Origin of the sequence: Pedobacter nyackensis (assembly GCF_032678475.1) — a bacterium.
GTDB classification, from domain to species: domain Bacteria; phylum Bacteroidota; class Bacteroidia; order Sphingobacteriales; family Sphingobacteriaceae; genus Pedobacter; species Pedobacter nyackensis_A.
Genome location: NZ_JAVTSF010000004.1, coordinates 470,310 through 495,423, shown reverse-complemented (window position 1 = coordinate 495,423; position 25,114 = coordinate 470,310). Strand labels below are relative to the sequence as shown.

General features: G+C 39.9%; 21 protein-coding genes. 16 read left to right on the top strand and 5 right to left on the bottom strand.

Annotation, left to right across the window (positions count from 1 at the left end; all coding sequences use genetic code 11):
• Nucleotides 1-54 precede the first annotated feature (54 nt).
• From R2Q84_RS16050 to R2Q84_RS16025, 6 genes are all read left to right on the top strand, one after another.
• Nucleotides 55-1,446 (top strand): sulfatase, encoded by a 1,392-nt coding sequence (locus R2Q84_RS16050; protein WP_316817590.1) that lies wholly within the window; start codon nt 55-57, stop codon nt 1,444-1,446.
• A gap of 168 nt (nt 1,447-1,614) precedes the next feature.
• Nucleotides 1,615-2,769 carry a cysteine desulfurase family protein gene (locus R2Q84_RS16045; protein ID WP_316817589.1) on the top strand — a complete coding sequence of 385 codons (1,155 nt, stop codon included), beginning with the start codon at nt 1,615-1,617 and terminating at the stop codon, nt 2,767-2,769.
• Nucleotides 2,770-2,780: 11 nt separating this feature from the next.
• Nucleotides 2,781-3,590 (top strand): sulfite exporter TauE/SafE family protein, encoded by an 810-nt coding sequence (locus R2Q84_RS16040; protein ID WP_316817588.1) that lies wholly within the window; start codon nt 2,781-2,783, stop codon nt 3,588-3,590.
• A 114-nt stretch (nt 3,591-3,704) separates the two neighbouring features.
• On the top strand, nt 3,705-4,169 hold the full coding sequence (locus R2Q84_RS16035; protein ID WP_316817587.1) for an Lrp/AsnC family transcriptional regulator: 465 nt from the start codon (nt 3,705-3,707) through the stop codon (nt 4,167-4,169).
• Nucleotides 4,170-4,247: 78 nt separating this feature from the next.
• Nucleotides 4,248-4,595, top strand: coding sequence for a hypothetical protein (locus tag R2Q84_RS16030; RefSeq protein ID WP_316817586.1), 348 nt, complete (start codon nt 4,248-4,250; stop codon nt 4,593-4,595).
• Between the two features lie 253 nt (nt 4,596-4,848).
• The gene (locus tag R2Q84_RS16025; RefSeq protein ID WP_316817585.1) at nt 4,849-5,670 is read left to right on the top strand and encodes a BRO family protein; all 822 of its coding nucleotides are present in this window, start codon (nt 4,849-4,851) and stop codon (nt 5,668-5,670) included.
• A gap of 85 nt (nt 5,671-5,755) precedes the next feature.
• Here R2Q84_RS16025 and R2Q84_RS16020 read toward each other — a convergent pair whose 3' ends face one another.
• On the bottom strand, nt 5,756-6,283 hold the full coding sequence (locus R2Q84_RS16020; RefSeq protein WP_316817584.1) for a DinB family protein: 528 nt from the start codon (nt 6,281-6,283) through the stop codon (nt 5,756-5,758).
• Nucleotides 6,284-7,008: 725 nt separating this feature from the next.
• Between R2Q84_RS16020 and R2Q84_RS16015 the strand changes: the two genes are divergently transcribed.
• Nucleotides 7,009-7,437, top strand: a complete 429-nt coding sequence (locus tag R2Q84_RS16015; RefSeq protein WP_316817583.1) for a hypothetical protein — start codon at nt 7,009-7,011, stop codon at nt 7,435-7,437.
• Here the strand turns inward: R2Q84_RS16015 and R2Q84_RS16010 are convergent.
• The gene (locus R2Q84_RS16010) at nt 7,423-8,226 is read right to left on the bottom strand and encodes a DUF6266 family protein (protein ID WP_316817582.1); all 804 of its coding nucleotides are present in this window, start codon (nt 8,224-8,226) and stop codon (nt 7,423-7,425) included. The two genes, R2Q84_RS16015 and R2Q84_RS16010, sit on opposite strands and share 15 nt — an antisense overlap.
• Before the next feature lie 283 nt (nt 8,227-8,509).
• On the opposite strand from R2Q84_RS16010, the gene R2Q84_RS16005 reads away from it, so the two are divergent.
• From R2Q84_RS16005 to R2Q84_RS15980, 6 genes are all read left to right on the top strand, one after another.
• Complete coding sequence (locus R2Q84_RS16005) at nt 8,510-10,081, top strand: sulfatase (protein ID WP_316817581.1); 1,572 nt, start codon at nt 8,510-8,512, stop codon at nt 10,079-10,081.
• A 22-nt stretch (nt 10,082-10,103) separates the two neighbouring features.
• Complete coding sequence (locus R2Q84_RS16000; protein ID WP_316817580.1) at nt 10,104-12,233, top strand: GDSL-type esterase/lipase family protein; 2,130 nt, start codon at nt 10,104-10,106, stop codon at nt 12,231-12,233.
• A gap of 90 nt (nt 12,234-12,323) precedes the next feature.
• Nucleotides 12,324-12,911: an RNA polymerase sigma-70 factor gene (locus R2Q84_RS15995; RefSeq protein ID WP_316817579.1), complete on the top strand. Its 588-nt coding sequence runs from the start codon at nt 12,324-12,326 to the stop codon at nt 12,909-12,911.
• A gap of 93 nt (nt 12,912-13,004) precedes the next feature.
• Nucleotides 13,005-14,009, top strand: a complete 1,005-nt coding sequence (locus R2Q84_RS15990; RefSeq protein WP_316817578.1) for a FecR family protein — start codon at nt 13,005-13,007, stop codon at nt 14,007-14,009.
• A 136-nt stretch (nt 14,010-14,145) separates the two neighbouring features.
• Complete coding sequence (locus tag R2Q84_RS15985) at nt 14,146-17,463, top strand: TonB-dependent receptor (protein WP_316817577.1); 3,318 nt, start codon at nt 14,146-14,148, stop codon at nt 17,461-17,463.
• Nucleotides 17,464-17,487: 24 nt separating this feature from the next.
• The gene (locus R2Q84_RS15980) at nt 17,488-18,246 is read left to right on the top strand and encodes a hypothetical protein (protein WP_316817576.1); all 759 of its coding nucleotides are present in this window, start codon (nt 17,488-17,490) and stop codon (nt 18,244-18,246) included.
• A 44-nt stretch (nt 18,247-18,290) separates the two neighbouring features.
• On the opposite strand, the gene R2Q84_RS15975 is transcribed toward R2Q84_RS15980, so the two are convergent.
• On the bottom strand, nt 18,291-20,471 hold the full coding sequence (locus R2Q84_RS15975; protein ID WP_316817575.1) for a glycosyl hydrolase family 95 catalytic domain-containing protein: 2,181 nt from the start codon (nt 20,469-20,471) through the stop codon (nt 18,291-18,293).
• Nucleotides 20,472-20,518: 47 nt separating this feature from the next.
• Nucleotides 20,519-22,480, bottom strand: a complete 1,962-nt coding sequence (locus R2Q84_RS15970; RefSeq protein WP_316817574.1) for a right-handed parallel beta-helix repeat-containing protein — start codon at nt 22,478-22,480, stop codon at nt 20,519-20,521.
• 205 nt (nt 22,481-22,685) lie between these two features.
• Between R2Q84_RS15970 and R2Q84_RS15965 the strand changes: the two genes are divergently transcribed.
• Nucleotides 22,686-23,036 carry a DUF2200 domain-containing protein gene (locus R2Q84_RS15965; RefSeq protein ID WP_316817573.1) on the top strand — a complete coding sequence of 117 codons (351 nt, stop codon included), beginning with the start codon at nt 22,686-22,688 and terminating at the stop codon, nt 23,034-23,036.
• A gap of 9 nt (nt 23,037-23,045) precedes the next feature.
• The gene (locus R2Q84_RS15960; protein WP_316817572.1) at nt 23,046-23,534 is read left to right on the top strand and encodes a hypothetical protein; all 489 of its coding nucleotides are present in this window, start codon (nt 23,046-23,048) and stop codon (nt 23,532-23,534) included.
• On the opposite strand, the gene R2Q84_RS15955 is transcribed toward R2Q84_RS15960, so the two are convergent.
• Entirely contained in the window at nt 23,531-24,511 is a 981-nt protein-coding gene (locus tag R2Q84_RS15955) for a GlxA family transcriptional regulator (RefSeq protein WP_316817571.1), read from the bottom strand. The two genes, R2Q84_RS15960 and R2Q84_RS15955, sit on opposite strands and share 4 nt — an antisense overlap.
• A 121-nt stretch (nt 24,512-24,632) precedes the next feature.
• Here R2Q84_RS15955 and R2Q84_RS15950 point away from each other — a divergent pair, with 121 nt between their 5' ends.
• Nucleotides 24,633-25,079, top strand: coding sequence for an SRPBCC domain-containing protein (locus R2Q84_RS15950; protein WP_316817570.1), 447 nt, complete (start codon nt 24,633-24,635; stop codon nt 25,077-25,079).
• The last annotated feature ends 35 nt before the right edge of the window (nt 25,080-25,114 follow it).

Here is a 25,114-nt window from a genome sequence, read left to right as displayed (position 1 = left end):
AATTGTTGGTTGATAAAATGAAAGCATTAATTTTATCTGAAAACACGGAATAACATGACGAAAAATCTTAGCATAATTCTTTTATTTCTTTTTTGCTCGACGCTTTTAAATGCCCAGTCGAAAAGACCTAATATCCTAATCATTAATATTGATGATATGGGATGGAAAGATGCGGGGTTTATGGGTTCTAAGTTTTATGAAACACCAGTAATAGATGCGCTTGTAAAGCAAGGTGTGGTTTTTACAAATGGTTATGCCGCAGCCTCCAATTGTGCGCCAAGCAGGGCCTGTTTACTAACAGGCTTATGGCCAACCCGACACGGTATTTATACGGTGGGTACTTCAGCGAGAGGGAACAGCAGAGACCGAAAATTGATTCCTGTAAAGAATATAGAAACATTAGATCCCAGGTTTAAAATTCTCCCACAGGTTTTAAAAGAAAACGGATATGCTACTTGTATTGCGGGGAAATGGCATATGAGCGATGATCCACTACAATATGGTTTTGATGTTAATATTGGAGGCTCTCATGCTGGTAGCCCAGGTAGTTATTATCCACCCTATAAAAATGTTAAGCTGGAAGGACCGAATACCAAATATTTACCGGATTTAATTGTGGATAAAACGGTTGATTATTTAAAAAGTTTAAAAAATGACAAACCTTTTTTTCTTTATTATGCTAGTTACGCAGTACATACCCCAATCCAAAAAGTAGACAGTTTAATGTACAAGTTTGCGAATAAAGGTGATGAAGGGCAAACCAATAAAGCCTACGCTACTATGGTTAATAACGAGGATAGGAATATTGGGGTTCTGGTAAAAGCACTCGAAGAAAAAGGTGTATTGGAAAATACATTCATCATTTTTACCTCAGATAACGGAGGGTTGAATGGCGTAACCCATCAACATCCATTGAGGGCAGGCAAAGGAAGTTATTTTGAAGGCGGTACCCGTGTACCATTAGCCTTTATTTGGAAGGATAAAATAAAACCCGGTAAAACATCTGACCTGCCTGTAACTAACTTAGATTTTTATCCTACTTTAATGGATGTGGCAGGAATTACAAATTACCCGCAGGTTGACGGGGAAAGTGTTTACAATTATCTGCTTACCCAAAAAGCAGGTGAAACTTTAATTGATCGCCCCTTATATTGGTATTTTCCAATTTATTTAGAAGGAGGGAATAAAGAAACTAACGACCCAATTTTCCGGACAAGACCAGGTGAAACTATACGCAAGGGAGATTGGAAATTACATCATTACTTCGAGGATAATTCGGTACAGTTGTATAATTTAAAAACTGATTTAGGTGAAAAGTTTAATCTGGCCGCAAAAAAAGCCGACAAAGTAAAAGAGTTAATGACCTTAATGCAGATCTGGAAAAGCAAAACTTATGCACCACCTGTTACTGACCTTAACAAAGATTATATCCGTACTGATAAATAATCATAAGTAGTATATTTTCAATTCAATGAGAGGAATAGGTACTGTTGCTGAAATTAATGCTGTAATTTGATTAAAAAACCGAATAATTTATGGAATAATGAAGGAGTATTGATGTTTTTTTAAATTTCATCGAGTTTTGTTGTTGACTAACTTATTTTTCTTTTCAGTATGGAACAACCTATCTACCTCGATAATGCAGCAACTACGGCACTTGACCCTGAAGTTTTAAATGCCATGCTACCTTATATGCAGGGACATTTTGGTAATCCCTCTTCCGCGTATTCCCTTGGCCGGAATACAAAATCGGCGATTGAGGAAGCCCGAAAGAGCGTTGGGAAGATCCTGGGTGTAAAACCATCAACACTTATTTTTACAAGTGGGGGAACTGAAAGCAACAATACGGCTATCGCTTCAGCTGTCAATGAACTTCATTGTACACATATCATCACTTCTCCTATTGAACACCATGCGGTGTTGCATACCGTTGAGCATTATACACATAGTAAAAATATAACATTTTCGTATGTTAAACTTACAGAGAGTGGTGAAGTTGATTATAAGAATCTGGAAACCCAGCTTTCTACACAATCAAAGCTTGGGAAAAAGTGTTTGGTGTCATTAATGCATGCCAATAACGAAATAGGAAGTCTGCTTGATATCGAACTGGTGGGTAGAATTTGTAGGGAAAATGCAGCCTTATTTCATTCCGACTGTGTTCAGACCATTGGACATTATCCAATCAATTTAAAAGAGTGCGGGGTACATTTCGCCTCTGCCGCAGGACATAAATTTCATGGTCCAAAAGGTACAGGTTTACTTTATGTGAGTGATGAGATCAAGGCTTATCCTTTGATTTTTGGAGGTGGCCAGGAGCGGAAATTACGTGCCGGGACAGAAAATGTACACGGTATAGTCGGATTTGCAAAAGCGCTTGAACTTGCTTCTGCGGGTTATGATCGTGACAGCAAATACATTGCACAGCTAAACCAGTTTATGAGAACGCAGCTTAGGTTGGCAATTCCTGGCGTTTCTTTTAATAATCCTGAAAATTCACTTTATACGGTATTAAGCGTTTGTTTCCCTTTAGATGAACAAGGTGAATACCTGGTTACTTTATTTGATATGAAGGGTGTTTGTGTTTCGGGAGGTAGTGCCTGCAGTAGTGGTGATGGCGGTTCACATGTAATCAGGGCGATTGGCAAATCTGATGTTTGTGCTACCCTGCGTTTTTCTTTTAGTAAGCATACTACTGAGGCGGAAATTTTCAAAGCGGTTGAAATTGCAGCCTCAATATTTCAAAAGAAGGAACCTTCAACTATATAATTTCCAATAAAATGGAACTGATAGGATATCTTGCTTGTGCCTCAATAGGCATTTCACTTGGGCTGATTGGCGCAGGTGGAAGTATATTGATGGTTCCGGTACTGGTTTTCCTGTTTGATATGCCTCCAATTCTGGCTACTTCATATTCATTGTTTGTAGTAGGCATAACTAGTTTTTTCGCCGCAACAGGTAAATTTCGTAAAGGTGATGTGTTAATTGGTTCTGCGCTGGCGTTCGGACTTACTTCCATGATTGTGGTCGTTGCCATCAGACATTTCATCATTCCGGTAATGCCCAAATCTTTTGGACATTTGGGTAATGCACCTGTAAGTTACGACCTGCTCTGTATTGTGCTTTTTGCCTGTCTGATGATTTTAGCAGCAATTGTTATGATCAATAAAGGCAGGAAAGACGATGTAGAAAATATCCCTGCTAACGGAAACCTTTTATCAACTATTCCTTATGCACTGTTGGTAGGAATCGTCACAGGTTTTTTGGGGGCAGGTGGTGGGTTCATGTTAATTCCTGTAATGACCCTACTGCTAGGAATGGACATTAAAAAAGCGGTGGGCACATCGCTGGCCGTTATCGCACTAAACTCATTATCGGGTTTCGTAAATGATCTTGATCACGTGGACATAAATTGGAAATTCTTGCTCATCATCTCTGCAATAGCATTGGTAGGTAGTGTAGCGGGAGCAAGGCTTGCCGACAGGATCAATTCAAAAAGATTAAAAGCCTGTTTTGGCTGGTTTATTTTAATACTTGGTATCCTGATCATTACCCGAGAAGGCTATAACTTTTTGAAAATTATGAACTAAGTAGGCATATCTTAATAAGATCTCGCTATACTTTTTCGATTATCCGTAAATTATTCAGTTATATCTGTTTTTATTGTATCTTTATTCAGTTTAACAATTTAGAATCGACTTTTTATGGCTACAGGTTTAGATGATATTGACATCAAAATACTACAGATCTTGCAGAAAGATGCTGCTCAAAGCAATGAGGCTATAGCCACTAAGGTAAATAAGTCTATCGCTACAACTCACGCACGGATAAAGCGGTTAAAAGAGAATGGATTCATTAAGCGGGTTGTCGCTGTTCTTGATAACAGAAAAATAGAAAGAAGTCATATCGCATTTTCGTTAGTCCACTTAAAATCCCATACCAAAGAGTGCTTGAAAGAGTTTAAGGAAGAAGTCGCAAAATTTGAAGAAGTAATGGAATGCTTTCAAATGACCGGTACATTTGATTTTATTCTCAGGATTGCCACACGCGACATGGATGATTACAATTTATTTTATAATGAAAAACTAGCGACCTTATCCAGTATAAGTACTATTCAAACGTCATTTGTGATGTCTGAAATTAAAAGTGATACCGCATATCCATTGTAATACGTTGGTATTCATTTCTTTGTTGTTTTTTGTTTGATACAAATACTGTATATTTAGTCAAACTAAACGAAAAAAATAATGCACCAATATCTAAAGTCTACGTTTCTTATAATAGCTGTATGCCTGGTTTGTACTGAGCTGAGCAAGGCTCAGGTTGTAGGGGATCCTGTGCGTACAAATCCTGTCGTAAACGGTAATGTCGCTGATCCAAATGGTACGCAACCGGTCATCGGGAGTGCAGCGATTGTTATCGCTCCTTCAGGTAACTTACTGCACAAATCCAGTAAAAACCAAACCAGCAAATTCAGTCAGTGGTTTACGAAGATCTTCGGCAAAAAAGATAAAGCTCAGGTTAAGTATGCTAAAGAGTCTAAGAAACGTGCCAGAGGTAAGGTTATAATGAAAAGGCACTCCAATCCTCGTTAGTACAAATCTATATTTTGATTGATCCTAAAGGGAAAAATGTGTCCCGGAATATTCGAGGATTATGGATGTATAGGGATTTTTTTTCTCACCGATTAAGTCTGATTGCGTATTTCCTGAAGAAAATAAACTCAGAAACAGGTTGATCGTTAAAACAATTAGTAGTCCGGAAATCATCTCCAATAAATAATATATTCCTATTTATTTGTGGCTGTTGGCTGAAAAAGGGCTTAGATTAGCTCTTAATCTTTATAATATGAATATCAAATTATTTGAGAGCAAGCGAATTCGTTCAGAATGGAGTGAAACTGATCAGAAATGGTATTTTTCTGTGATTGACGTAATTGAGGTATTGACGGGAAGTTCTGTACCTAGACGGTATTGGAGTGACTTGAAAAAGAAACTTGACATTGAGGGGAGTGAACTGTACGAAAAAATCGTACAGTTGAAAATGAAGGCTGGAGATGGCAAGATGCGCGAAACCGACGTAGCTGATACAACGTCTTTACTTCGTTTAATTCAATCTATTCCCTCACCTAAAGCTGAGCCATTTAAAATATGGCTTGCTAAAGTTGGCTATGAACGGATGCAGGAAATCGCCGATCCGGAGCAAAGTCTGGATAGAGCCAGAGAAAATTGGCAGAAGGCTGGTAGGAGTGAGAAATGGATTCAGCAGCGCATGTCTGGACAGGAGACCCGTAGTAAGTTGACTGATTACTGGCAAGAGCATGGTGTTCAAAAAGGAGATGAGTTTTCTTTGCTAACCAATATTATTCATCAGGAATGGACAGGTATGACGGTAAAGACACATAAAGATGTGAAAGGCCTGGAAAGACAAAATCTACGAGATCATATGACCGAAGCGGAACTGTTGTTCACAGCGTTGGCCGAGTTGTCGACACGCCAGATTGCAGAAAGTGATGAAGCTGAGGGACTAGAAGAAAATGCCGTTGCAGGTAAAAAAGGCGGGAAAATTGCCAAAGACGCTAGGTTGGCGCTTGAAGAAAAAACAGGTAAGAAGGTGATATCTGAAGAGAACTTTTTGCCAGTAGGAGAGCAAAAAAAGAGATTGAAATAATAATAAAAAGTGGGATGATTATGTTGTTTGATACAAGTAAAATCATCCCATTTAGATAAAACTGAAGTGCTATTCATAAAGTAACTTAAAACAGTTTTTCTTGTGGAGGCTTAACACCTGCCAATCTAAGGTATACTGTTGTTTGCCCTCTGTGATGTACCTGATGTTCAAAAGCCTTAGCTATAGCCGCTCCTTTAGACATATCGAAGCGATCAAACAATTTGGTAGCTTCGTCTAATTGTGCATCAGACATCTTTTTTACGTTATCGATTACAAAATCATAGCTTGCCAATACCAGGTCGCTCACGTTAGATTTGGATTTGTTACTGGTTTTTTCCAGTTCGGCCTGAGCATATGGAGCTTTCGTTCCTGTAGCTGCCGAAACAAAAGCATAATTGGCATCTGCCAGGTGTAATAGTTGTTCTGCAAAAGATCGCATTTCTGGAGTAGGCTTTAGCGCATAGCCACTTTCCGGCATCGCATCCAGATATTCTTTAGTATAAGCTTTCGATCTTTCCCAATCCTTTACCACATCGGCGACTTTTACTTGTGCCATTGCCAATTGACCGCCTACGATTAAACATAGCGCGATTGCTAAACTTTTAAGTTTCATATTTTTTAAATTTTAAAATGAGTATTTAAATTTTTTAACTTTTTCCTGCGCTTGTCTACCAATGTACCGGCTTGAAATCGAATGATTTAATATTTAACACTAATTAATCTTTAATGTTTTCCTAATTTAAGCTATTGACAAATTTACAAGTAGATGCTATGTCTTAGGATAGGTGAAATAGACATTTTGATGGGCTGATTTGGATGGTTAGTGATTGAAGTCAAAATATTGGATTTTTTGTCAAAATTTTACCAATTTGATTTTATGTTAATGTATTGGATAATTTTGTTATTTAAAGTTTTCTAATTACATTTGAGTAAGGTGCATGTAGCAGCTGAAAGTTGTTAGGTGAAACCTTGAAATAAACTGAGAATAGATCCCCAAAAAAATATTAAGCCAATGAAATAAAGAAATATAACAACATATCATTACTTCTTAAATGAGGTATTAATTAAAGAGTCTCGTCTGCCAAATTACCACATGTTGCATGGACAGAGACAATAGGTTAATGCCCATAATGAATATTGTTGTACTTTTGATAGTGCACTATAGCGTTATGGGCTCTATTGTAAATCCGTGTCCAAGGGCTGTGGTAAGCCTGGCAGGTCGGTATTTAGAGTTCGCTATAGTGCATCTTCGTTTTAACCCTGTGTGTGGTTAAAACAGATTAAAGACCTCTCAAACCCGGTCGGGACTCATATTATTTAACGTTTAAAAACAGTAATATGAAATTCCATCAACCAGTAACCCACTCAACCATCTATTTTATCCTCGAGTCCAACGAACTGAATGATATTCCCGTTCATGTAGCTTTTGATGATGAAGATGCTGCTAAAGCCTATTTAAGTAGATTTAATACCTTTAGCGATGCACAGATTGTAGCATGTCACCTCAACCCCGGGTTTTATACGGATATTACCAGAGATTGTTATTTCATCCAGCTCAATTTGCAAAATGATGTATACGTCATTTCCCTGGCAAATGACTTGCAGCGTTCCGAACTCGCTATGAACGGGCATTATTTTTTTGAAGACGAGCAAATCTGTATTTACGTAATGGCTGTATCAGAGAATGAAGCCCTAAAAATTGCACGTAAAATTAAAGAGAAGGCTATTACAAACAAGGAGTTTACAGTAGCCTCAGCCCGGATCTAAAAATGGAGAACGGAATGATGAATTCTTCTGAGCATCCGTTGATATAGGATTTGATGGCTCCTTTAGCTGTACTGTAGTCATTTTAGGCGATACAATAGCTAAAAGGATAATGCCCTTCTTTGTCGTTTTTTTGACAACCTTGGAAATTTGTGAAACGGGTTCAATTCTGCCTGCGTAGCTACTATTTGAAATACTTTGGCGGTCTGCTGATACAAAAGAAATATAGGTTTCTACAGGCTCCTGCTGCATTTTAGGCGGCAGTTGAAGTATGGCTTCTCCTGCGGATCGTTTCGGTCCGTACGAAATACTTTGTACCTTTTTCGAGACTGTTCCATAAGCCAGTATCATAACCTGATCTTCTCCTGATCTTGAATTTACTTCCGGTAAATCCCAGTTAAATTTCAATCCTTCGGGTACGGCTTCCACAACTGGGTTTTGTGCTTCAAGCAGGTCTCCTGTGCTTAACAAAGCCTTTGTATAGTCCATTTCTATATTCGGGTATACACCCTTTAGTGCATTTTTTTTATTGTAAGAGGTAGCCAGATTATGGTAATTTTTAGTTGTGCCTTGAGCAGCTAAACCAAATCCAGCTTTTAAAAAGTCCGTCATAAAATAAAAGAACTCATTAACAACTTTCATTTCCTGTTGGTTTGCAAGTTGATTTTTGCTAAAATGGCTGATTTTTCGGGCTTTAAGCCGTGTTACATTCTGCCCATTTAACATATAAGCAGTTACATTTCCCATTGATCCGATTATGGTACCGAACATACCATTGAATATTTTTCCCATATCATAAATATTAAGCGTAATTAATTAAACAGTAGGGGAATAACATACATAATAGGATAAAGTTTGATCTGTGTTAATATTTATTTGATCATTATCAGGGTTTTACTTAAGCCTTAACAGGGCTTTTCTAGGGTGTTTAGCCCTAGAAAGGCCCTAGTAACCCCCTTCTAAAGCCGGAGTAATGCCAGCCCAATAATTATAACTATTGTTTATCCTACAACTGATCGAATGGTGCTATTTTATGGATGTCCTGGACAATGACTGTTTAAAATATTTGATGAATATGAGCAAGATATTTTATATGTTTATGGATGATCCTTCATTTTTTATGCTTATACGTACACTTTTAATCGCCCTGGCTATCGGTTGTGTTCAAAACACACAGGCACAGGTCACAACAAAACCTAATATCATTGTTTTTCTGGTTGATGATATGGGCTGGCAAGATACTTCATTGCCATTTTGGTCAAAAACAACTCCATTAAACAGACGTTACCATACCCCAAACATGGAGCGAATGGCCAGAGAAGGTATGAAATTTACCAATGCTTATGCAGCCCCCGTATGTACACCAAGTCGTTCTGCTATGCTTTCAGGATTAAATCCTGCCCATAGTGGCATTACCAACTGGACCAATCCTGAGAAGAATAAAAATACAGATGCAGTTGACAGTCAGTTCTTGCCGGCAAACTGGAATATCAACGGGATGAGTCCTGTTGCAGGCATCGAAAAAACAGTTCATGCCACTCCGTTTCCTCAACTGTTAAAGGATGCAGGCTATTTTACCATACATGTAGGCAAGGCGCATTGGGGGCCGGCAGGCACGCCAGGCGCAAACCCATACAACATGGGCTTTATGGTAAATGTTGCCGGGCATGCAGCAGGTCATCCGCAAAGTTATCTGCCGAAGGAGAACTATGGCAATATGCCTGGTAAAACTACAAGTCGTGCAGTTCCCGATATGGAAGAGTACTTTGGTACTGACGTTTTTTTAACGGAAGGGCTGACAAAAGAAGCGTTGAAAACACTGGAAGCACCTATTAAAAGCAAGCAGCCATTTTTTTTGAATATGTCGCATTATGCGGTACATACACCTATACAGGGAGATGAAAGATTTCTGAAAAAATACCTTGATGCCGGACTGGATAAAACTGACGCTGCTTACTCCAGTTTAGTAGAGGGGATGGATAAAAGTTTGGGCGACATCCTTGATTTTGTAAAAAAGAAAGGCATTGAAAAAAACACTTTGATTATTTTTATGAGCGACAATGGAGGTTTAAGTTTAGCCAGTGAAAGAGGAGGTGAAGAACATACACAGAACCTGCCGCTAAAAGCAGGAAAAGGTTCAGTATATGAAGGTGGGATCCGGGAACCGATGCTGGTCAAATATCCTGCATTGGTAAAGCCCGGTACAGTAGCCAATCAGTATCTTATTATTGAAGATTATTTTCCTACCATTCTGGAGCTTGCCGGCATTAAAAACTACAAAACCGTACAGAAGATTGATGGAAAGAGTTTTGTACCCATACTTAAGAACCCTTCGTTTAAAGATGATTCCCGTGTATTGGTATGGCACTATCCCAACAAATGGAACAACGCCAAAGAGATAGGTATCAATTATTTTAGCGCATTGCGCATGGGCGACTGGAAATTGGTTTACAACCAACGCAATGGCAAAAGGGAATTGTATAACCTAAAGAACGACATTTCAGAAACGCAAGACTTATCCCTGCAAAACGCCGGAAAAACAAACGAATTAACCGATTTGCTGGGGAAAAAGCTTAAAGGATGGAATGCACCTATGCCGATTAATAAATCTGATAACAAACCGGTAGCCTGGCCTGGTAGTAATTAACCTACATAAAAAACACACTTTGATGAAACCAAATATGAATACTAAGCTTGTCCTGTTTCTTTTTTCTATCTTTTTCTACACTTCAGTATCGGCCCAGAAGATTAGAGTTGCCTGCGTAGGCAATAGCATTACGTATGGTTCGGGGGTATTTAATCGGGAGAAAAATTCCTATCCTGCACAATTGCAGCGTATGCTGGGTAACGGTTATGAAGTAATGAATTTTGGACAGAGCGGCGCCACCTTGTTAAAAAATACTGTAAACCCTTATTGGAAAACAAAGGCCTATGCCGACGCATTAGCCAGCAACCCTAATATTGTGTTGATAAAGCTTGGAACCAATGATAGCAAGGCGGCCAACAGGGGAAGATACAATGAATTTGAAAGTAATTATAAGGAACTTATTTCGAGCTTTAGACGGTTGCCTTCCAAACCCCGTATCATTTTATTGCTGCCTTTACCCAGCTTTTCAACCGATACCAATCAAATCTATGATGCTGTGATACAGAAGAACATCATCCCTATGATCAAACATCTGGCTTATGAAGAAAAATTGGAGGTGGTTAACCTACATAGCCTATTTCTTGATAAACCCGACCTGCTTCCGGATAAGATTCATCCATCGTCTATTGGTGCTGCGGTAATCGCGTCGCGCTTATATGAGGCCATCACACAAAAGGGGGATAAAAAATCAGATATCTTCTCTAAAATCAAAGAAGAGAAAAATATTAGCAATTTCAACGGATTTGAATGTGCAACATTTAAATTGAACGGAAGGGAATGTAAAATTGTAAAACCAAAGATAGCCGCTGTCGGCAAGCCCTGGGTTTTGCGGGCAAGGTTCTGGGGGCATGAACCACAAGCTGATGTTTCCTTGCTGGAAAGAGGTTTTCATATAGCCTATTGCGATGCGTCGGAACTTTTTGGTAATACAGAAGCCATCGGTTTATGGAACAAATTTTACAACCTGATGCAAGTATGTGGACTTTCGAAAAAAGTAGCTTTAGAAGGCATGAGCAGGGGTGGGGTTTATGTATACAATTGGGCTTTGGCCAATCCAGGTAAGGTAGCTTGTGTTTATGCCGATGCACCGGTGCTCGATTTAAAAAGCTGGCCGGGGGGCAAAGGTACAAGTCCAGGCAGCAAGGAAAACTGGGAAATATTTAAGAAAGATTACCAGCTAACAGATGAGCAAGCCGATAACTTTAAAAATAGTCCTTTAGACAATGCCGAAAAAATAGCAAAGCTAGGTTTTCCGATGTTGCATGTAGTAGGAGATGTGGATAATGTTGTGCCTATTGCGGAAAATACAACGCCATTTGAGCAACGGGTACTGGCTTCAGGAGGTAATATCAAGGTTATACATAAACCTGGCGTAAATCACCATCCGCACAGCTTACAGGACCCTACGCCGATTACTAATTTTATTTTAGCCGCAACCGGGCAGAAGGTTAATTTTGCTACAATTGCAGCACCCGGATTCGAATACAGATCTGGAGCAGGGTGGAATAATGGTAAAGATTGGTGGGCACAGAAGGATGACATAGATAGCCTGTTAATGGCTGAAAAAGGTCTGGATATTCTTTTTTTAGGTAATTCGATTACGCAAGGGATAGGCGGCAATAGAACGTCGGTAACTTACAAACCAGGTAGAATTTTTTTTGATAGTGTTTTTGTAAACCTGAAATGGGAAACCGCAGGTATTTCTGGTGATAAAGCTCAAAATATACTATGGCGTCTTCAAAATGGTAATTATGCAAAGGCTAAACCAAAGGTGATGGTGGTAATGATTGGCGTAAACAACTTGATTGCAGGAGATAGTCCGATAGAAGTTGCTGAAGGCATCAAAAAAATCACCGATTGGACATCAAAAAATATGCCTTCAACAAAGGTACTTTTACTAGGCCCTTTACCTGTAGGACTGAAAAAAGATGAGGAAAGAAGAAAAAAATACGAAGAAGTCCACCGTTTGTTGGCCCGACAGCCGCATAACAAATTTAAATACGAAATGATAGCTGCACCTTTTATGTTGTCCAATGGTGATCTGGACCCCTCGAAATACGGATCAGATGGTATTCATTTACAACCAGAAGGATACAAAACCTGGGCAAACGCCATTGAACCGATCGTAAAAAAAATGCTGGAAGATAAATAGTTGAGTACTTTACTTATGGTAGATCGTATTGATGAAATACTAAATCTTAATACTACCATAACATTGGGGCTTTTATTTTTGCACTAAACGATGGATAGAATGCGGGCTGACATACATACAGATACTGAACTTCTGAGGGAAATGGCAGCAGGAGCAACATCTGCCCTGGAAGAATTGATGCGCAGACATGAACCCCGGATTTTTCAATTTGCTTTGAAGATTGTTAAGTCCCCAGAACTAGCGGAGGAAATCTCACAGGATATATTTCTTAAAATATGGGAAAAAAGAACATCACTGAATACAATTGAGTCACTTCCTGCCTGGCTGTTTTCTATGGCTAAAAACCAGTCGATAAATACCCTTAAAGAAATTGCACGGCGATATGCCCATGAAGAAAAATATGCAGCAGCACAAGAGGACAGCTTTGATGCTGAAGCAGAAATGCAATACAATGACTTGAAAAAAATAGCAGACACGCTCGTAGATCAGCTTTCTCCACAGCGTAAGATCATTTATCGCATGAAAGTGGAACAGGGATTAACGACGGGTGAAATTGCTGCAAAACTTGGCCTTTCTCCGAGTACCGTACGCACTCAGCTGGCAAAATCATATCAATTGTTAAGAACAAGCGTCTCCGATCAGTTGTGTGTAGTGGTGCTGCTCAGCTTTCTACGCTAGCTAAATGCGGTGTTAAATAATTGTGAATTAAGTTTAATCTAAACTTAATATGGACTGGTAGACAAAACCCATTTCGGGTTTGTCATACTGGTAATGGAACAACAGAAGTTAAGCAAGCTCTTCTCCGCTTATGTAGATAACAGGTTGAGCGTTGAAGAAAAGAAGGAGCTTATGAATTTCATAAGCCAATCACATGCCAGGGATGCATTATCCGGGCCGATGGAACAGCTGTGGGAAGAATGTAGGCTTAAGGCGGTATTGGATGCCGATAGCGAATTGCGCATACAAAAGGTTATGCAGCAAATCAAACCTCAAAGGGACTGGATTAGATATCTTATTCCTTACGCAGTGGCCGCCTGTCTGACTATTGTGATCGGTTTTCTTTATTTTTTTAGCAGCCTTAATCACTCGCAGCAAACCCCTTTGAAGTCGCATACCCTGAGCGCACAATATGGAGAAAGGAAAACTATATCACTGAGTGATGGTACTGTAGTTACGCTTAGTGGAGGAAGTAGCCTCAGCTATAAATCGGACTATAATATAAATAACCGGACAATATCATTTCAGGGTGAAGGATTTTTTGAGGTTGCAAAGAACCCGGCTAAACCTTTTATCGTCGAATATACTGGCTTATATACCAAAGTACTGGGGACATCTTTTAACATCCGGGCATTTGATAAAGACAGAAATATTGACGTGACTGTAGCAACAGGGCTGGTGGAAGTAGGAGAAATTAAAAATGGATCCCATGAGAAAAAAGCCTTAGCGAATTTAAAAGCCGGGCAGCAGTTGTCTTATACCAAAGTTTCAGGTCTTTTGAAAGTCGATACCCTGAGCAATCTCGCCCAGGTTACTGCCTGGAAAAAGGATATCCTGATCCTTAAAGGCGAGCGTTTTGAGGAGATTGCCTTAATGCTGGAAAGATGGTATAATGTTAAGATCAGCTTTGAACAGGAACAGTTAAAAAACTGCCGGTTTAAAGGAACTTTTAAAAGTTTGTCGATAACTGCTTTACTCGACCTGCTTAAAAAGAGCGCAGGTTTTTCCTATAGTATTCATGATAATCACATTATTATTAAGGGGAGGGGCTGCCTATAGACCAACTGCAAACAATTAAAAAAGGTCTGCAGTGTTAACCGCAGACCATCAATATTATTCCCCTTTTCGCGTCTGGACAACTAAAGAAGGGGATACATTTTAAAAAGAATAAACTCCTTAAAATCAAACAAAAATAATGAAAAAAATACGAACGAAGCTATTCGTTATCATGAAGTACAGCACCTTAATCCTTGTTTTACTCGCTACAACCTCTACGCTGTTGATGGCTAATGTGGCCGAAGCGCAGAAAATGAGTGAAATTAACATTAATATAAATGCCAGGCAGCAAACGATTTCTGCTATACTGGAGGAAATAGAGACAAAAACGCCCTTTAGTTTTGTTTACACACTGGGCGAAATTAGAGAATACCGGAAGATAGACCTTCAGTTCAGCGGCACACTTCTACAAGTGCTGCAACTGCTTTCTAAACGTACTGGAACCCGTTATCAGCAAACAGGTGAAAATATTGTGGTAACTTATAGCCCGGTACAACGACCTGGTCGTATTTCAGGAAAAATCCTCGACAGTAAAGGTGAACCTCTCCCGGGAGCATCCCTGAAAGTACCCGGACTTAACCAGGTTGTTAGTAGTGCCGTGGATGGAAGTTACCAGATTGCTCTTGCCCCGGGCAGTTATACCTTAGAAGTAAGCTATATTGGTTTCCGTTCTACAAGAATTACAGATGTTAAGGTGATCTCAGATAAGCATACGCCTCTTGATATTGTTCTTAAGGAAAATGCCCAGAGTCTTAATACAGTAATAATTACCAGTACCTATCGCAAGGCGTCTGTAGAAGGTTTGTATGCCAGGCAAAAGAATGCGGCTACGGTGACCGATGGTATTTCTGCCGAACAGATTGGTGCGACCCCCGACAAACATATCGGAGAAACACTCAAGCGGATTACAGGATTGAGTACTACTGATAATAGGAATGTGGTGGTAAGAGGTGCTGCGGAAAGATACAATGTAGCCCAGCTGGATGGGATTATGTTGCCGAGCACTGATGTGCAAAGCCGGAATTTTGATTTTACCCTGATCCCGAGTAACCTGGTTGAAAGCGTTGTAGTGAACAAATCGGCTACGCCTGATATGACTTCCGGCTTCGGAGGAGGGCTGATCCAGGTAAATACAATCTCTATTCCGCGGGAGAATTTCATTTCTTTCAGTGCAGGTACCTCTTTCAATTCCAGGACTATTGGGGAAGATTTTTATGCTTATAAGCGTGGGAAATATGATTACCTGGGCTTTGATGATGGAAGTAGGAATCATTTTCCGGCGGGACTGAAAGATGTCTCCAGTTTCAACCCAAGGAATTCGAATCCGGGAAATACTACTGCTGCAGAGGTAGCCAATCAGAACCGTATGATAGGGGGAACTGAGCGCCTGGGTAGCAGGATTTTCCAAAGTATGCCTTCTCAGAATTACCAGTTAAGCATTGGACAGAGTTACGGGTTGCGGAAACAAACGGCTCAGAAAATAGGTTTTGTGGGGTCCTTGAGTTACCGAAATACCCAGAATATCGACGAAATAGACAACATCAGGCGTGGAGGCTGGGAAATCAATGTAACACCCAATGATCCTGATAATGTTAATAAAGGTCATCTGTACAATTTCAATACCACATTGGGTGCGTTGTTGAATGGAGGCTACAGGGACGACAAACATCAGATTACGACTAACAATTTTTATTCACGGGTATTCAACGAGCAGCTGGAACGGATTACTGGCTGGCGGTATGGCGAGCCGAAAGACGGGGGAACCAATAAACATCCAATAATTAAAGAAGATGACCGGCCTGTTTTTACCGATCTTTTACAGAACAAAGTGAGCGGGGAACATTTGTTGGGTAAGGTAAAACTGGACTGGAACGCTGCAAGGGTATCTATTAGTGCCCGGGAAACCGATGCGGTTACGGCGGGACTTCTTCCTGAGGAAATGGCTAATAAGTTGATTTATAAATATATGCCAGGTCAGGGTAGTGCGCCGGGTGGTGGAGGTGTGTTGGAACGCGATAAATTCGTTTACCAGGAACGTAACCTTACTGCGGGCCTGAATGCAGCCATCGATTTTAATATCGGCAAACAAAAGCAGGTTTTCAAAACCGGAGTGTTTTACCTGGACAGGCATGCCACTTATGAGTGGAACATGTTACCGATAGTTAGCTTTGTAACATTAAACAATCCATATGGATACATGGCGATACAAGAATTTGGTAACCATATGGGGATGGAAAAGCCAATGGAAAATGTGCTTTATATGCCCTCATCATTCCACTTGAGCCGATACGAAGGCAAGGATGTCAACAAGGCTGTGTATGCGATGCTCGACAATAGGATCGCAAATAAATTAAGGTTGGTTTGGGGAGGAAGGTATGAGTATTTCAGGTACGATAGTTTGCAGAACAGTAGCAATATGCAGTGGACGCCTGAAGTGACACTTAGGGATAGTGTAAGATGGAAGTTTATGCCTTCAGCTCATTTGACCTATACACCGGTTAACAACCTCAATCTGCGTGTTTCTTATGCAAAAACTGCCGTTAGGCCTTCATTAATGGATAATTCCAGGTTCTCCAGGTACAATACCAATTTTGGAAGGATGCAGGTGAATTTGGGACTGGAGTCTACGACAATTGACAATTATGACATTAAACTAGAGTGGTTTCCCGGGGCAGGAGACGTTATTTCCATTGGTGGTTTTTACAAGTATTTTGATAAACCGGCAGAGTTCTATGCCGTTGATGATGTTTCGGGAACCGACAATCTATATGTCTATACCAATAATTCCGATTGGGGTAAAATCCGAGGTATGGAGGTAGAAGTTCGCAAGTCTCTCGGTTTTATAGCGCCTTCAGTTGCTTTGCTAAAAGAGATTACATTGAGTGGTAACCTTACCTTGCTGAAATCTGAAGTACAGTCCAGGGTGTTGAGGTATGAAATAGATGCCCAGGGAAAACAGACTTCCTATTACGAGTATATGAAATACAAACGTCCGTTATATGGGCAGGTGCCTACGGTAGTAAATGGTGGTTTGAATTACACAGGTAAGTATTTAGGCCTGAACCTGGTTTACAATTACATGGGGTATAAGACATTTATTACCGGAAATGATCCAAATCTGGTAGAATACGAAAGACCAAGAAGTCAGCTGGACGCTCAAGTCAGTTATCGTTTTTACCGTAATAAAGCGCAGTTCAAACTTAACATGAGTAATCTGCTGGATGCTCCTTACCGCTTTTTTATAAATGATGCCTCTACTTACGAGATAAAAAATGCAAAGCCACCTGTTAATTCGGAATGGAATGACGTTTATAAATACAAATGGGGTTTTACCAATAAATTCGAAGAAGGCTATGCGGATGATAGTAAAGGTATTTCCAGACAGATTGGCGACCGTCAGACTTTTACCCGGTACTTAGGGCGCAGCTTCAGTCTCTCACTTTCCTATAATTTTTAATTCTATACTCAATACTGAAATAACATGAAACAAAAATATAATGCATTAATGATTTTGATCACATTCCTGGTGGTACTAACTTCCTCATGTGAAAAGGATGGCGAACCGGCGATTACACCTATTAAAAATTTACGTCCCATCAGTTTTAAGGGCTTTGTAATGGGCGATACGCTGGAACAGTATTTCGACGGAGTCAAGATGCGGGAATACTATGGCAAGGCAAGTTTTAATGGCAACATGGCCTACGAAAAAGAGGATGTCGTAAAGATGGAACTAAAGAAAAAAAGTTCAGGAGAGGTGCTTTATACGCAAAGCATAAAAAGTAACGGACCTGCAGATAAACCGATTAACTTTTTTTATGACGGTGTAAAAGTGACCGAAACTTATTTATATCCGGCAGGTGTTGATGGAGTAGAGCAAATTGCCTTCTATTTTGATTTTCCACCGGGGATGGCTTTGGATGTTGCTTATGGTGATGGTTCTGATGTTAATGCAGCAGAATACCTGGTAAGAAACGTACAACCTAAGCAGTGGACAGAATTTATTAAGATACCGCCGCTGGAGGGTGAAATGTACGTTTTTCTATTGAAGGCCGGGAAGAAAGAATATCTTATAGATAATGACGTCAACTATAGTTTTATGTCTGCAGGGATTCAATTGCCTAACAAATATGGCTATGAAGGTGGAGGTGTGCAAAGCTGGTATGTAGGATTAGGAAAAGAACCATCTGGAAAAGTTGTACTTTATCCTCAGGAAGACCTGGTACCTCTTTTTCGAAAGTAGTTGAGAAGAGCGAGGATTTCAGCACTGGAGTCCTCGCTCTGTTATTAGCGAGCTATTGGTTTCAGCTGCACAGTTTCATTTACTGCTGTTTTAAAAGAAATTTTATGTCCTTCAAGTACTTCAGCCTTTTTTCCGTTACGTACCAAAAGTACTTTTTTGCCTGGCCAGGGATTAGTTACATTGCAAAGTCTTCCTTTTTCACTCCGGATTTTAACATCAGATACAATTTCATTTGTTAAGCTTGCTGAAACCAGGAAAGCACCCCAGGCCCTGATGTCTTTAAAACTTGCGTTTTTATTTTTAGGAAAACTACCAAACAGTCGAATGTTGTTTCCTACACTCATGCAAAGCATTTCATTGAGCGCATTTGTAACGGTACAACTGTTTTCGATACCATGGGGATTGTTGAACTGAAACCCATTTGGGTAGGTCTTCAAAGCATATTTATGCAATTCATTTAAAATAACCTGGGGATCATAACCAACCCGGACAGCCGCGGTATAAAAACTGCTGCTGGTATTCGAATCATGCCAGCGTTGCATTTCGTCAATAGTATTACGGGCAATTGTTATTAACTCTTCCTTGCTGTCGAGCGTGATCGCATTAGCAGGGTAAATATGTTGAATGCCTAATCCATTGTCATTCCACCAGGCAGTACCTACTTCGCTATACCTAAATACTTTTTTGTTATTCCTGGTTTGAACAGGGAACTCGCTGAGTTTGCTTAAAATATCCCTCCATTTGTTTTGTCTGTTTTCATCTATTTTTAAACTAGTACTCAAATCAAGAATCAAATCAAAGGTATTTCGAATAAGCCCCAGTGATAAAATGGAGTTTTTGTCGTTGCCTGAGCCTTCATGAACTGCATCGTCATAAATGACATACCTGCCGTTTTCAAATTTTAAGTAATCCTCCCAAAAGTTTACTACGCCCAGGGCATAGGGATATATCTTTTTGCCATAACTATTGTCGTAAGTAGAACGCCAGTACTGGGCCATATTGAGCAGTCCGTAGGCGGCATTGGAGCGTTGACCAAAAAACAGGCCTTCCAGCTCCGAATTTTTTGAATTGATATAGGAAGGATGGCTTTTGGTTACTTCAATCCCCATAGGCCCGATACCTACGGGATACAAAATCCCCCGGGTATGCGTAACATTTTTAGCGTACCATTCTCCTCTTGGCATAAAATCAAGAAGCGGTGCATCGTGTGGAATGGATTGTTCAAGACGATTGGACGAGCTCATAGCATAAAATGGAGCTTGAAAATTATAGTTCAGGTGATAGTCTCCATTCCAGGCCGGTTTATCTGTGGTTGTCCATCCAAATATCCCTGGAGGGAATTTCGGATCGCGACTACAGGCTGCCATCGTATATAGCCCCTGGTAATATGCTTTCATTAAAGTGGTATCTTCAATGGTTACTGCAGACTTATTCCAGTAGGCATCCCACCACTTATTGTGTTGCTTCATTGTTATTGCAGTCGAATTTTCATTGACTTTTTTTATTTGGTTCAACACAAATTCCAGCGGTTTTTCGTTTTTGAATTTGCTTTCAACCGCAATAGCTATAAGTAATTTCTTACCTGGCTGCAGGGTAATTGTATCTTTAAAATTAATGGTCTTTAAAGCTATCGCTACTTCTGTTGGAATATCCACCTGATCAGTAAAAGCACGGGTAAGCCAATAAATATTATTTACTTTCCCCGCTTTTACATTTGCCTGTGGGTTTTCCGGGCTGATTAAACCAATAGAAATTTTTGCTGCTTTATGAATAGCCTTAATTTCTATAAAGATTAGGTTCTCAGTAGCCGATACCCAAGATTTTGCTGCTATTTTACCCGCACCTTTATTCAACAGGCAAGTAGTGATGCCATTTTTGATTAGCTGCTGCGCAGTAAAATTCGCATCATTCAAATCTTCGATGTTAATGTCTACAAATCCTGCCACGCGTGGTCCAGATAGGTTATCGGATTGGGAACGTAACCGCCAAAAATCATTTTTTGAGATATAGTAGCGTAATGAATTGTCTTTGTATCCTACGCTCATCGTCACATCACCATTTCCCATCAATGGTGCATCTATCGAAACGTCATTTGGAATACGTTGGGGCCGTTTTGTCCAGGTGTTTTTTAACGTTGCAACATGGGGAATTTCCTGATGATGATTTTGAGCATAAATACCAAAAGGGTATAACAACAAAAAAGAAAATAGTTTTAACAGTTTCATAATTCTTAGTGCTAACTGCGGATATACCTTTAAATTAAAAATTTTATTTACCAGACCCTAATTTGTTGTTTGCCATTTTGTTTAATTTCAAAAGGGCCCGGTGAAGGATTCTTGGTATTGCGTTTACGACCAAGGTAGTCGGTATCTAATTTGAATGGAGAGCCGTCTACATTTTCATAAGGCAGGTCAGGCACAATTGCAGGTAGAAGTGATTTGGTTGTCACCATTTTTCTTGGTTGTTCCGTTAACCATTTTTTATCAAGATTAATGTCCAGATAAACCTGGCCTTCCCGGGTTGTTAGTAGTCCCCCTGCATCGAAGTCGTTTTTAATTAAGGCCTGTTGTTCAGTTGCATCCTGTTCTTTCTGCTGTTTTAGTTTTTCTTTTGTGTCTTTTGTCGTTTCACCCAATCTCATCGGCTTGTCATTCTTAATGGCCCTTATAGCTCCTTTCGTATATACATTTCCGATAAATGTTACTGGTAGTAGTGCCTTCCCATATTGGCCTGCATTTCCACCATTTATAAAAAGGTTGTTGACAAACTGGACATCTCCACCGGGATTGTCATGTAAGCCATCAACAAAAGTAGAATGAGGTCTTTGATAAGGAGTTAACCGGCCATCGTAATTGATCACTTCTATTTTTCCACCGAAAACGTTGTGTACAAAAGCTGCTCCACTGGAATTCATCAGCAGGTTAGTTTTAGATAATAAAATATTGTTGCTGACCAGCATTGGGCCATGGTTTACTTCTAAAAAAATATCCTCTTTATTATCATGCATCAGGTTGTTTTTTACCTGGGCACCCTGGGCCATCCAATCGAGCCAGATACCAAAACTACTTCTGTAAATATGGTTATTGCGGATTTGTACATCCACAGCGCCATGAAATTTAATCCCTGCCTGCTCTGCTCCGCTAAATAAGCGGCGAATATGGATATCATGAATGGTATTTCCTTCTACTACGCTGAATGCGCAACCCATACTGCCTACAATCCCTGTTTGCTCACAGTAAGCAATGGTGTTGTTGCGAACAAGATGTCCGCCTATAGTTCCTTTACTCCAGCCAAAAGCCAACGCCCTTTTAATTGTACCAACATAGCCTTCTGCTGATTCAGTCTGATGGTTATCATGCTGATCTCCGTATTTCCCCAGGGCAATGCCTACACATTTGGAATATTGAATGGTATTATTTTCAATGATCCAGCCACGGCTCCAGTGTGTGCCAATCAGACCCATTTGTTCGGCAGTGGGAGGAGCCCAATTGGTCGCAGCCTGCTCCATAACAAATCCCTGAACAGTAATAAAATTGATGAAGGGCTTATCTGGGTAGAAAACTGTTTGACGAACATTTATCTCCACAAGTTCCCGGTTCGGGTCCACGTTTTTAAACTGTGCCCAGATGGTGGTACTGTCTTTGTCTACCGTTGCACACCAAAGCGGATTTTTTTGATCAGTTTCCCCAAAAACTTCTTCTTTTTTTGCTGCTTCCATCAGCCAGTCGCCATTCAGGTATACGGCGCCTCTCAGGTATTTTCTCTCTTTTGGGGTTGGCCAAAACCAATCGCCATGAATGTCTTCTTTATATGGGTTGAAATCCTTGAAAAAGCTGTTGGCAATTTTCACAATCCATGTATCATGTGCCTGACGTTGCCAGCCTTTTACGACTTCAGATCCTTTAATGGTCACTTTCTCTCCTTTTGCTGCCTGGTATACAATGCGCTCCGTATCAGAATTGCCACCCCGGGGTGGTGTAATCTGCTCCCTATAAATGCCCGCGTGCACCACAATTACATCGCCAGGCATCGCTTTGCCGGCTGCTGCCGTTATGGTTTTTAACGGGCTGGAGGATGATCCATTATTGGCATCATTACCATTGACAGATACGTGGTATTTACGATCATGTGTGTTACTATTGACTAATGATGCTGCGGATTTTGTTTGAGCAGACAGTTTTACCGTGTTAAGATTAAGGCCAATAAAGGCCAAAAGAAATAGAATTCTAACCATTGAAATATTCGTTATGTGTTGCTGTCCTATAGAAACATGCCAATGGCTGGCCTGTCTGGTTATAGATAAGCAACAACTCCAAAACTACAGTAATGGTGTTGGTCTGGAAGCCACTATCTTGACAAATATTGATGTTATTTTTGCAATCATATAATTTCTGTCCTTCAGATAAAACGAATAACTTTAGGAATTAATAACAGGTATAATGAACAATACAAGAGTCTATAAAATGTCTTTTGCAGGCGTTTATCCGCATTACATTCAAAAGGCAGAGAAAAAAGGGCGGACAAAAGAGGAAGTAGATGAAATCATATTTTGGCTGACAGGATACGATGCGCAGACATTCCAGCGACTTTTAGACAATAAAACCGATTTTGAAACTTTTTTTGCTCAGGCACCACAAATTAATCCCAATGTTTCAAAAATTACAGGTGTAATCTGTGGTTACCGGGTGGAAGAAATTGAAGAGGAACTCATGCGGCAGATACGTTATCTGGACAAGCTGATTGATGAGTTGGCAAAAGGAAAGACAATGGATAAAATTTTAAGGAAATAATAAAAAACGATGAAATATTTAGTGTTACCGTTGTGTATTTTGGTCCTGCTGTTTTCAAATTGTAAAACGAGGAATTCGGATAGTGGATCTTCTGCGTCGTCTATTAAAGTTAAGAAAAATGAAGTACAGTGGTCGGAAACGGCCGCCGCTGCCTCTTTTAATACCAAAGACAGTATAATTTCGATTTTGGGAAATGAGGCTAATGAAACCTTTACCATAAGATTTAAGAGGCCTGCTCTGAAGGAAAAGATTGAAAAGTTAGAGGCTTATTCCACTTTATCACCCACTCGTCTGTCTGCTTCAATCTCTGATAAATATCAATTAGATTCTACTAAAACCAACAAGTTTGAGATAAGGCTTATCGACAATTTAAAGAAACGCATAACAGGAGATTTTTACCTGCACTTGAAAAGAAGTAAAGAATATGGTGGTGGAGTGGGGGAGACATATATTTATCAAGGCAGGTTTGATGTATTGTATGAAGAGATTTCCATTTAATACTGCATATCTTTATTATATTTTCGCTTATACTCCAGTGGAGATAATCCTGTTATTTTTCTAAAAACCTCCCGAAATGCTTTGACATCCGAATAGCCTACTCCATACATGACTTCGCTAATTGTTTTTCGGCTGGTTTCAAATGACTTCTTGGCCGATTCAATTTTTACCCTTTGTGCATATTCGATAGGTGTATTCCCTGTAGCTTTGATAAATCGTCTGTCAAAATTTCGCCTGCCAACAGAAAAGTGGGACGACAAATGTTCAATAGATATTTTTTCATCAAGCTTACTCTCAATATAAGCCTGGGCATTTTTTATCATTTCATCATCGTGCTTTTTTTGGCCGGTAAATATGGTAAAGGCCGACTGGCTTTGCCTGTCTATTTCGATCTGAAAAACTTTGGAACAGAAGATCGCCGTTTGCCTGTCGTAATATTTTTCTATCAGATAAATCATCAGGTTCAGAAAGGAGTATGCCCCTCCATTCGTGTAGATCCCATTTTCATCGGTAATCAGTTGATCGGCATGTAGGTTTACCCTTGGAAACATCAGCCTGAAATTATCTGCTGCAGCCCAATGTGTAGAACAGTTTTTTCCATCCAGCAAGCCTGTTGAGGCGAGCATAAATGCACCGGTGCATATACTTGCAACCTCGGCACCTGCTTTATATTGGTTCTCTATCCAGTCAATCACTAATTTATTACCCTTTACCGCATCTTCGTAATTATGGTTTAATGAAGGGATAATAATGAGATCAGTTTTCTTTATTGAGGCAATAGTCGTATGCGGTTTTACCGTAAACAATCCTTCATAGAAATCTACTTCTTTGGAAATTCCTGCCAGTTGGATTTTAAATAGTTCCTTCTTTCCGGTATTTAGCCAATAAGCGTTGGCCCTTGTAAATATCTTATATGCGCCTACAATGCTGCTTAGGTTATTTTGACCATCCGGAACAACTATGGTGAGATGTTTCATAATCTTTTTAACGAATATAAAAATTTTGGTTGTCTAAATCAACCCATTGGAATGTCTGTTTTACGCCCTGTATATCAAATTTTTAAGCCTTATTTTTACGTATAAAAAGGAGAAAATAGTTATGGCAGATATCTTGCATAGAATTGGAATCAAATCGTCGTCTATTGACGATGTTTATCAGGCATTGACTACACGGCATGGTCTTGCCGGGTGGTGGACAAGTAACACTCAGGGAGAAGGTAATCAGGTTGGCAATATCATCGAATTTCGCTTTGGAGCGGGAGGTTTTGATATCAAAGTTTCAGAACTTACAGCGCCTACATATGTGGGTTGGGTAGTTGTAGCTGGACCGGATGAATGGGTGGGCACAACCATTACCTGGGAACTGAAACAAGAAGGCGAATACGTTATTGTTCTTTTCAGGCACTTAAACTGGAAGGAACCCGTAGAGTTTATGCATCATTGCAGTACCAAATGGGCAATATTTCTAATGAGCCTTAAGTCTCTTATAGAAACCGGAAAAGGTACTCCAGATCCCATTGATGTAAAAATAGACAACTGGAATTAGTATAGCAGGCTGTATCTTTAATTCAGGATGAAGAC

Coding starts and splice junctions, on each gene's coding strand:
- R2Q84_RS16050 (WP_316817590.1), top strand. CDS start 55: ATGACGAAAAATCTTAGCATAATTCTTTTATTTCTTTTTTGCTCGACG.
- R2Q84_RS16045 (WP_316817589.1), top strand. CDS start 1,615: ATGGAACAACCTATCTACCTCGATAATGCAGCAACTACGGCACTTGAC.
- R2Q84_RS16040 (WP_316817588.1), top strand. CDS start 2,781: ATGGAACTGATAGGATATCTTGCTTGTGCCTCAATAGGCATTTCACTT.
- R2Q84_RS16035 (WP_316817587.1), top strand. CDS start 3,705: ATGGCTACAGGTTTAGATGATATTGACATCAAAATACTACAGATCTTG.
- R2Q84_RS16030 (WP_316817586.1), top strand. CDS start 4,248: ATGCACCAATATCTAAAGTCTACGTTTCTTATAATAGCTGTATGCCTG.
- R2Q84_RS16025 (WP_316817585.1), top strand. CDS start 4,849: ATGAATATCAAATTATTTGAGAGCAAGCGAATTCGTTCAGAATGGAGT.
- R2Q84_RS16020 (WP_316817584.1), bottom strand. CDS start 6,283: ATGAAACTTAAAAGTTTAGCAATCGCGCTATGTTTAATCGTAGGCGGT.
- R2Q84_RS16015 (WP_316817583.1), top strand. CDS start 7,009: ATGAAATTCCATCAACCAGTAACCCACTCAACCATCTATTTTATCCTC.
- R2Q84_RS16010 (WP_316817582.1), bottom strand. CDS start 8,226: ATGGGAAAAATATTCAATGGTATGTTCGGTACCATAATCGGATCAATG.
- R2Q84_RS16005 (WP_316817581.1), top strand. CDS start 8,510: ATGAGCAAGATATTTTATATGTTTATGGATGATCCTTCATTTTTTATG.
- R2Q84_RS16000 (WP_316817580.1), top strand. CDS start 10,104: ATGAAACCAAATATGAATACTAAGCTTGTCCTGTTTCTTTTTTCTATC.
- R2Q84_RS15995 (WP_316817579.1), top strand. CDS start 12,324: ATGGATAGAATGCGGGCTGACATACATACAGATACTGAACTTCTGAGG.
- R2Q84_RS15990 (WP_316817578.1), top strand. CDS start 13,005: ATGGAACAACAGAAGTTAAGCAAGCTCTTCTCCGCTTATGTAGATAAC.
- R2Q84_RS15985 (WP_316817577.1), top strand. CDS start 14,146: ATGAAAAAAATACGAACGAAGCTATTCGTTATCATGAAGTACAGCACC.
- R2Q84_RS15980 (WP_316817576.1), top strand. CDS start 17,488: ATGAAACAAAAATATAATGCATTAATGATTTTGATCACATTCCTGGTG.
- R2Q84_RS15975 (WP_316817575.1), bottom strand. CDS start 20,471: ATGAAACTGTTAAAACTATTTTCTTTTTTGTTGTTATACCCTTTTGGT.
- R2Q84_RS15970 (WP_316817574.1), bottom strand. CDS start 22,480: ATGGTTAGAATTCTATTTCTTTTGGCCTTTATTGGCCTTAATCTTAAC.
- R2Q84_RS15965 (WP_316817573.1), top strand. CDS start 22,686: ATGAACAATACAAGAGTCTATAAAATGTCTTTTGCAGGCGTTTATCCG.
- R2Q84_RS15960 (WP_316817572.1), top strand. CDS start 23,046: ATGAAATATTTAGTGTTACCGTTGTGTATTTTGGTCCTGCTGTTTTCA.
- R2Q84_RS15955 (WP_316817571.1), bottom strand. CDS start 24,511: ATGAAACATCTCACCATAGTTGTTCCGGATGGTCAAAATAACCTAAGC.
- R2Q84_RS15950 (WP_316817570.1), top strand. CDS start 24,633: ATGGCAGATATCTTGCATAGAATTGGAATCAAATCGTCGTCTATTGAC.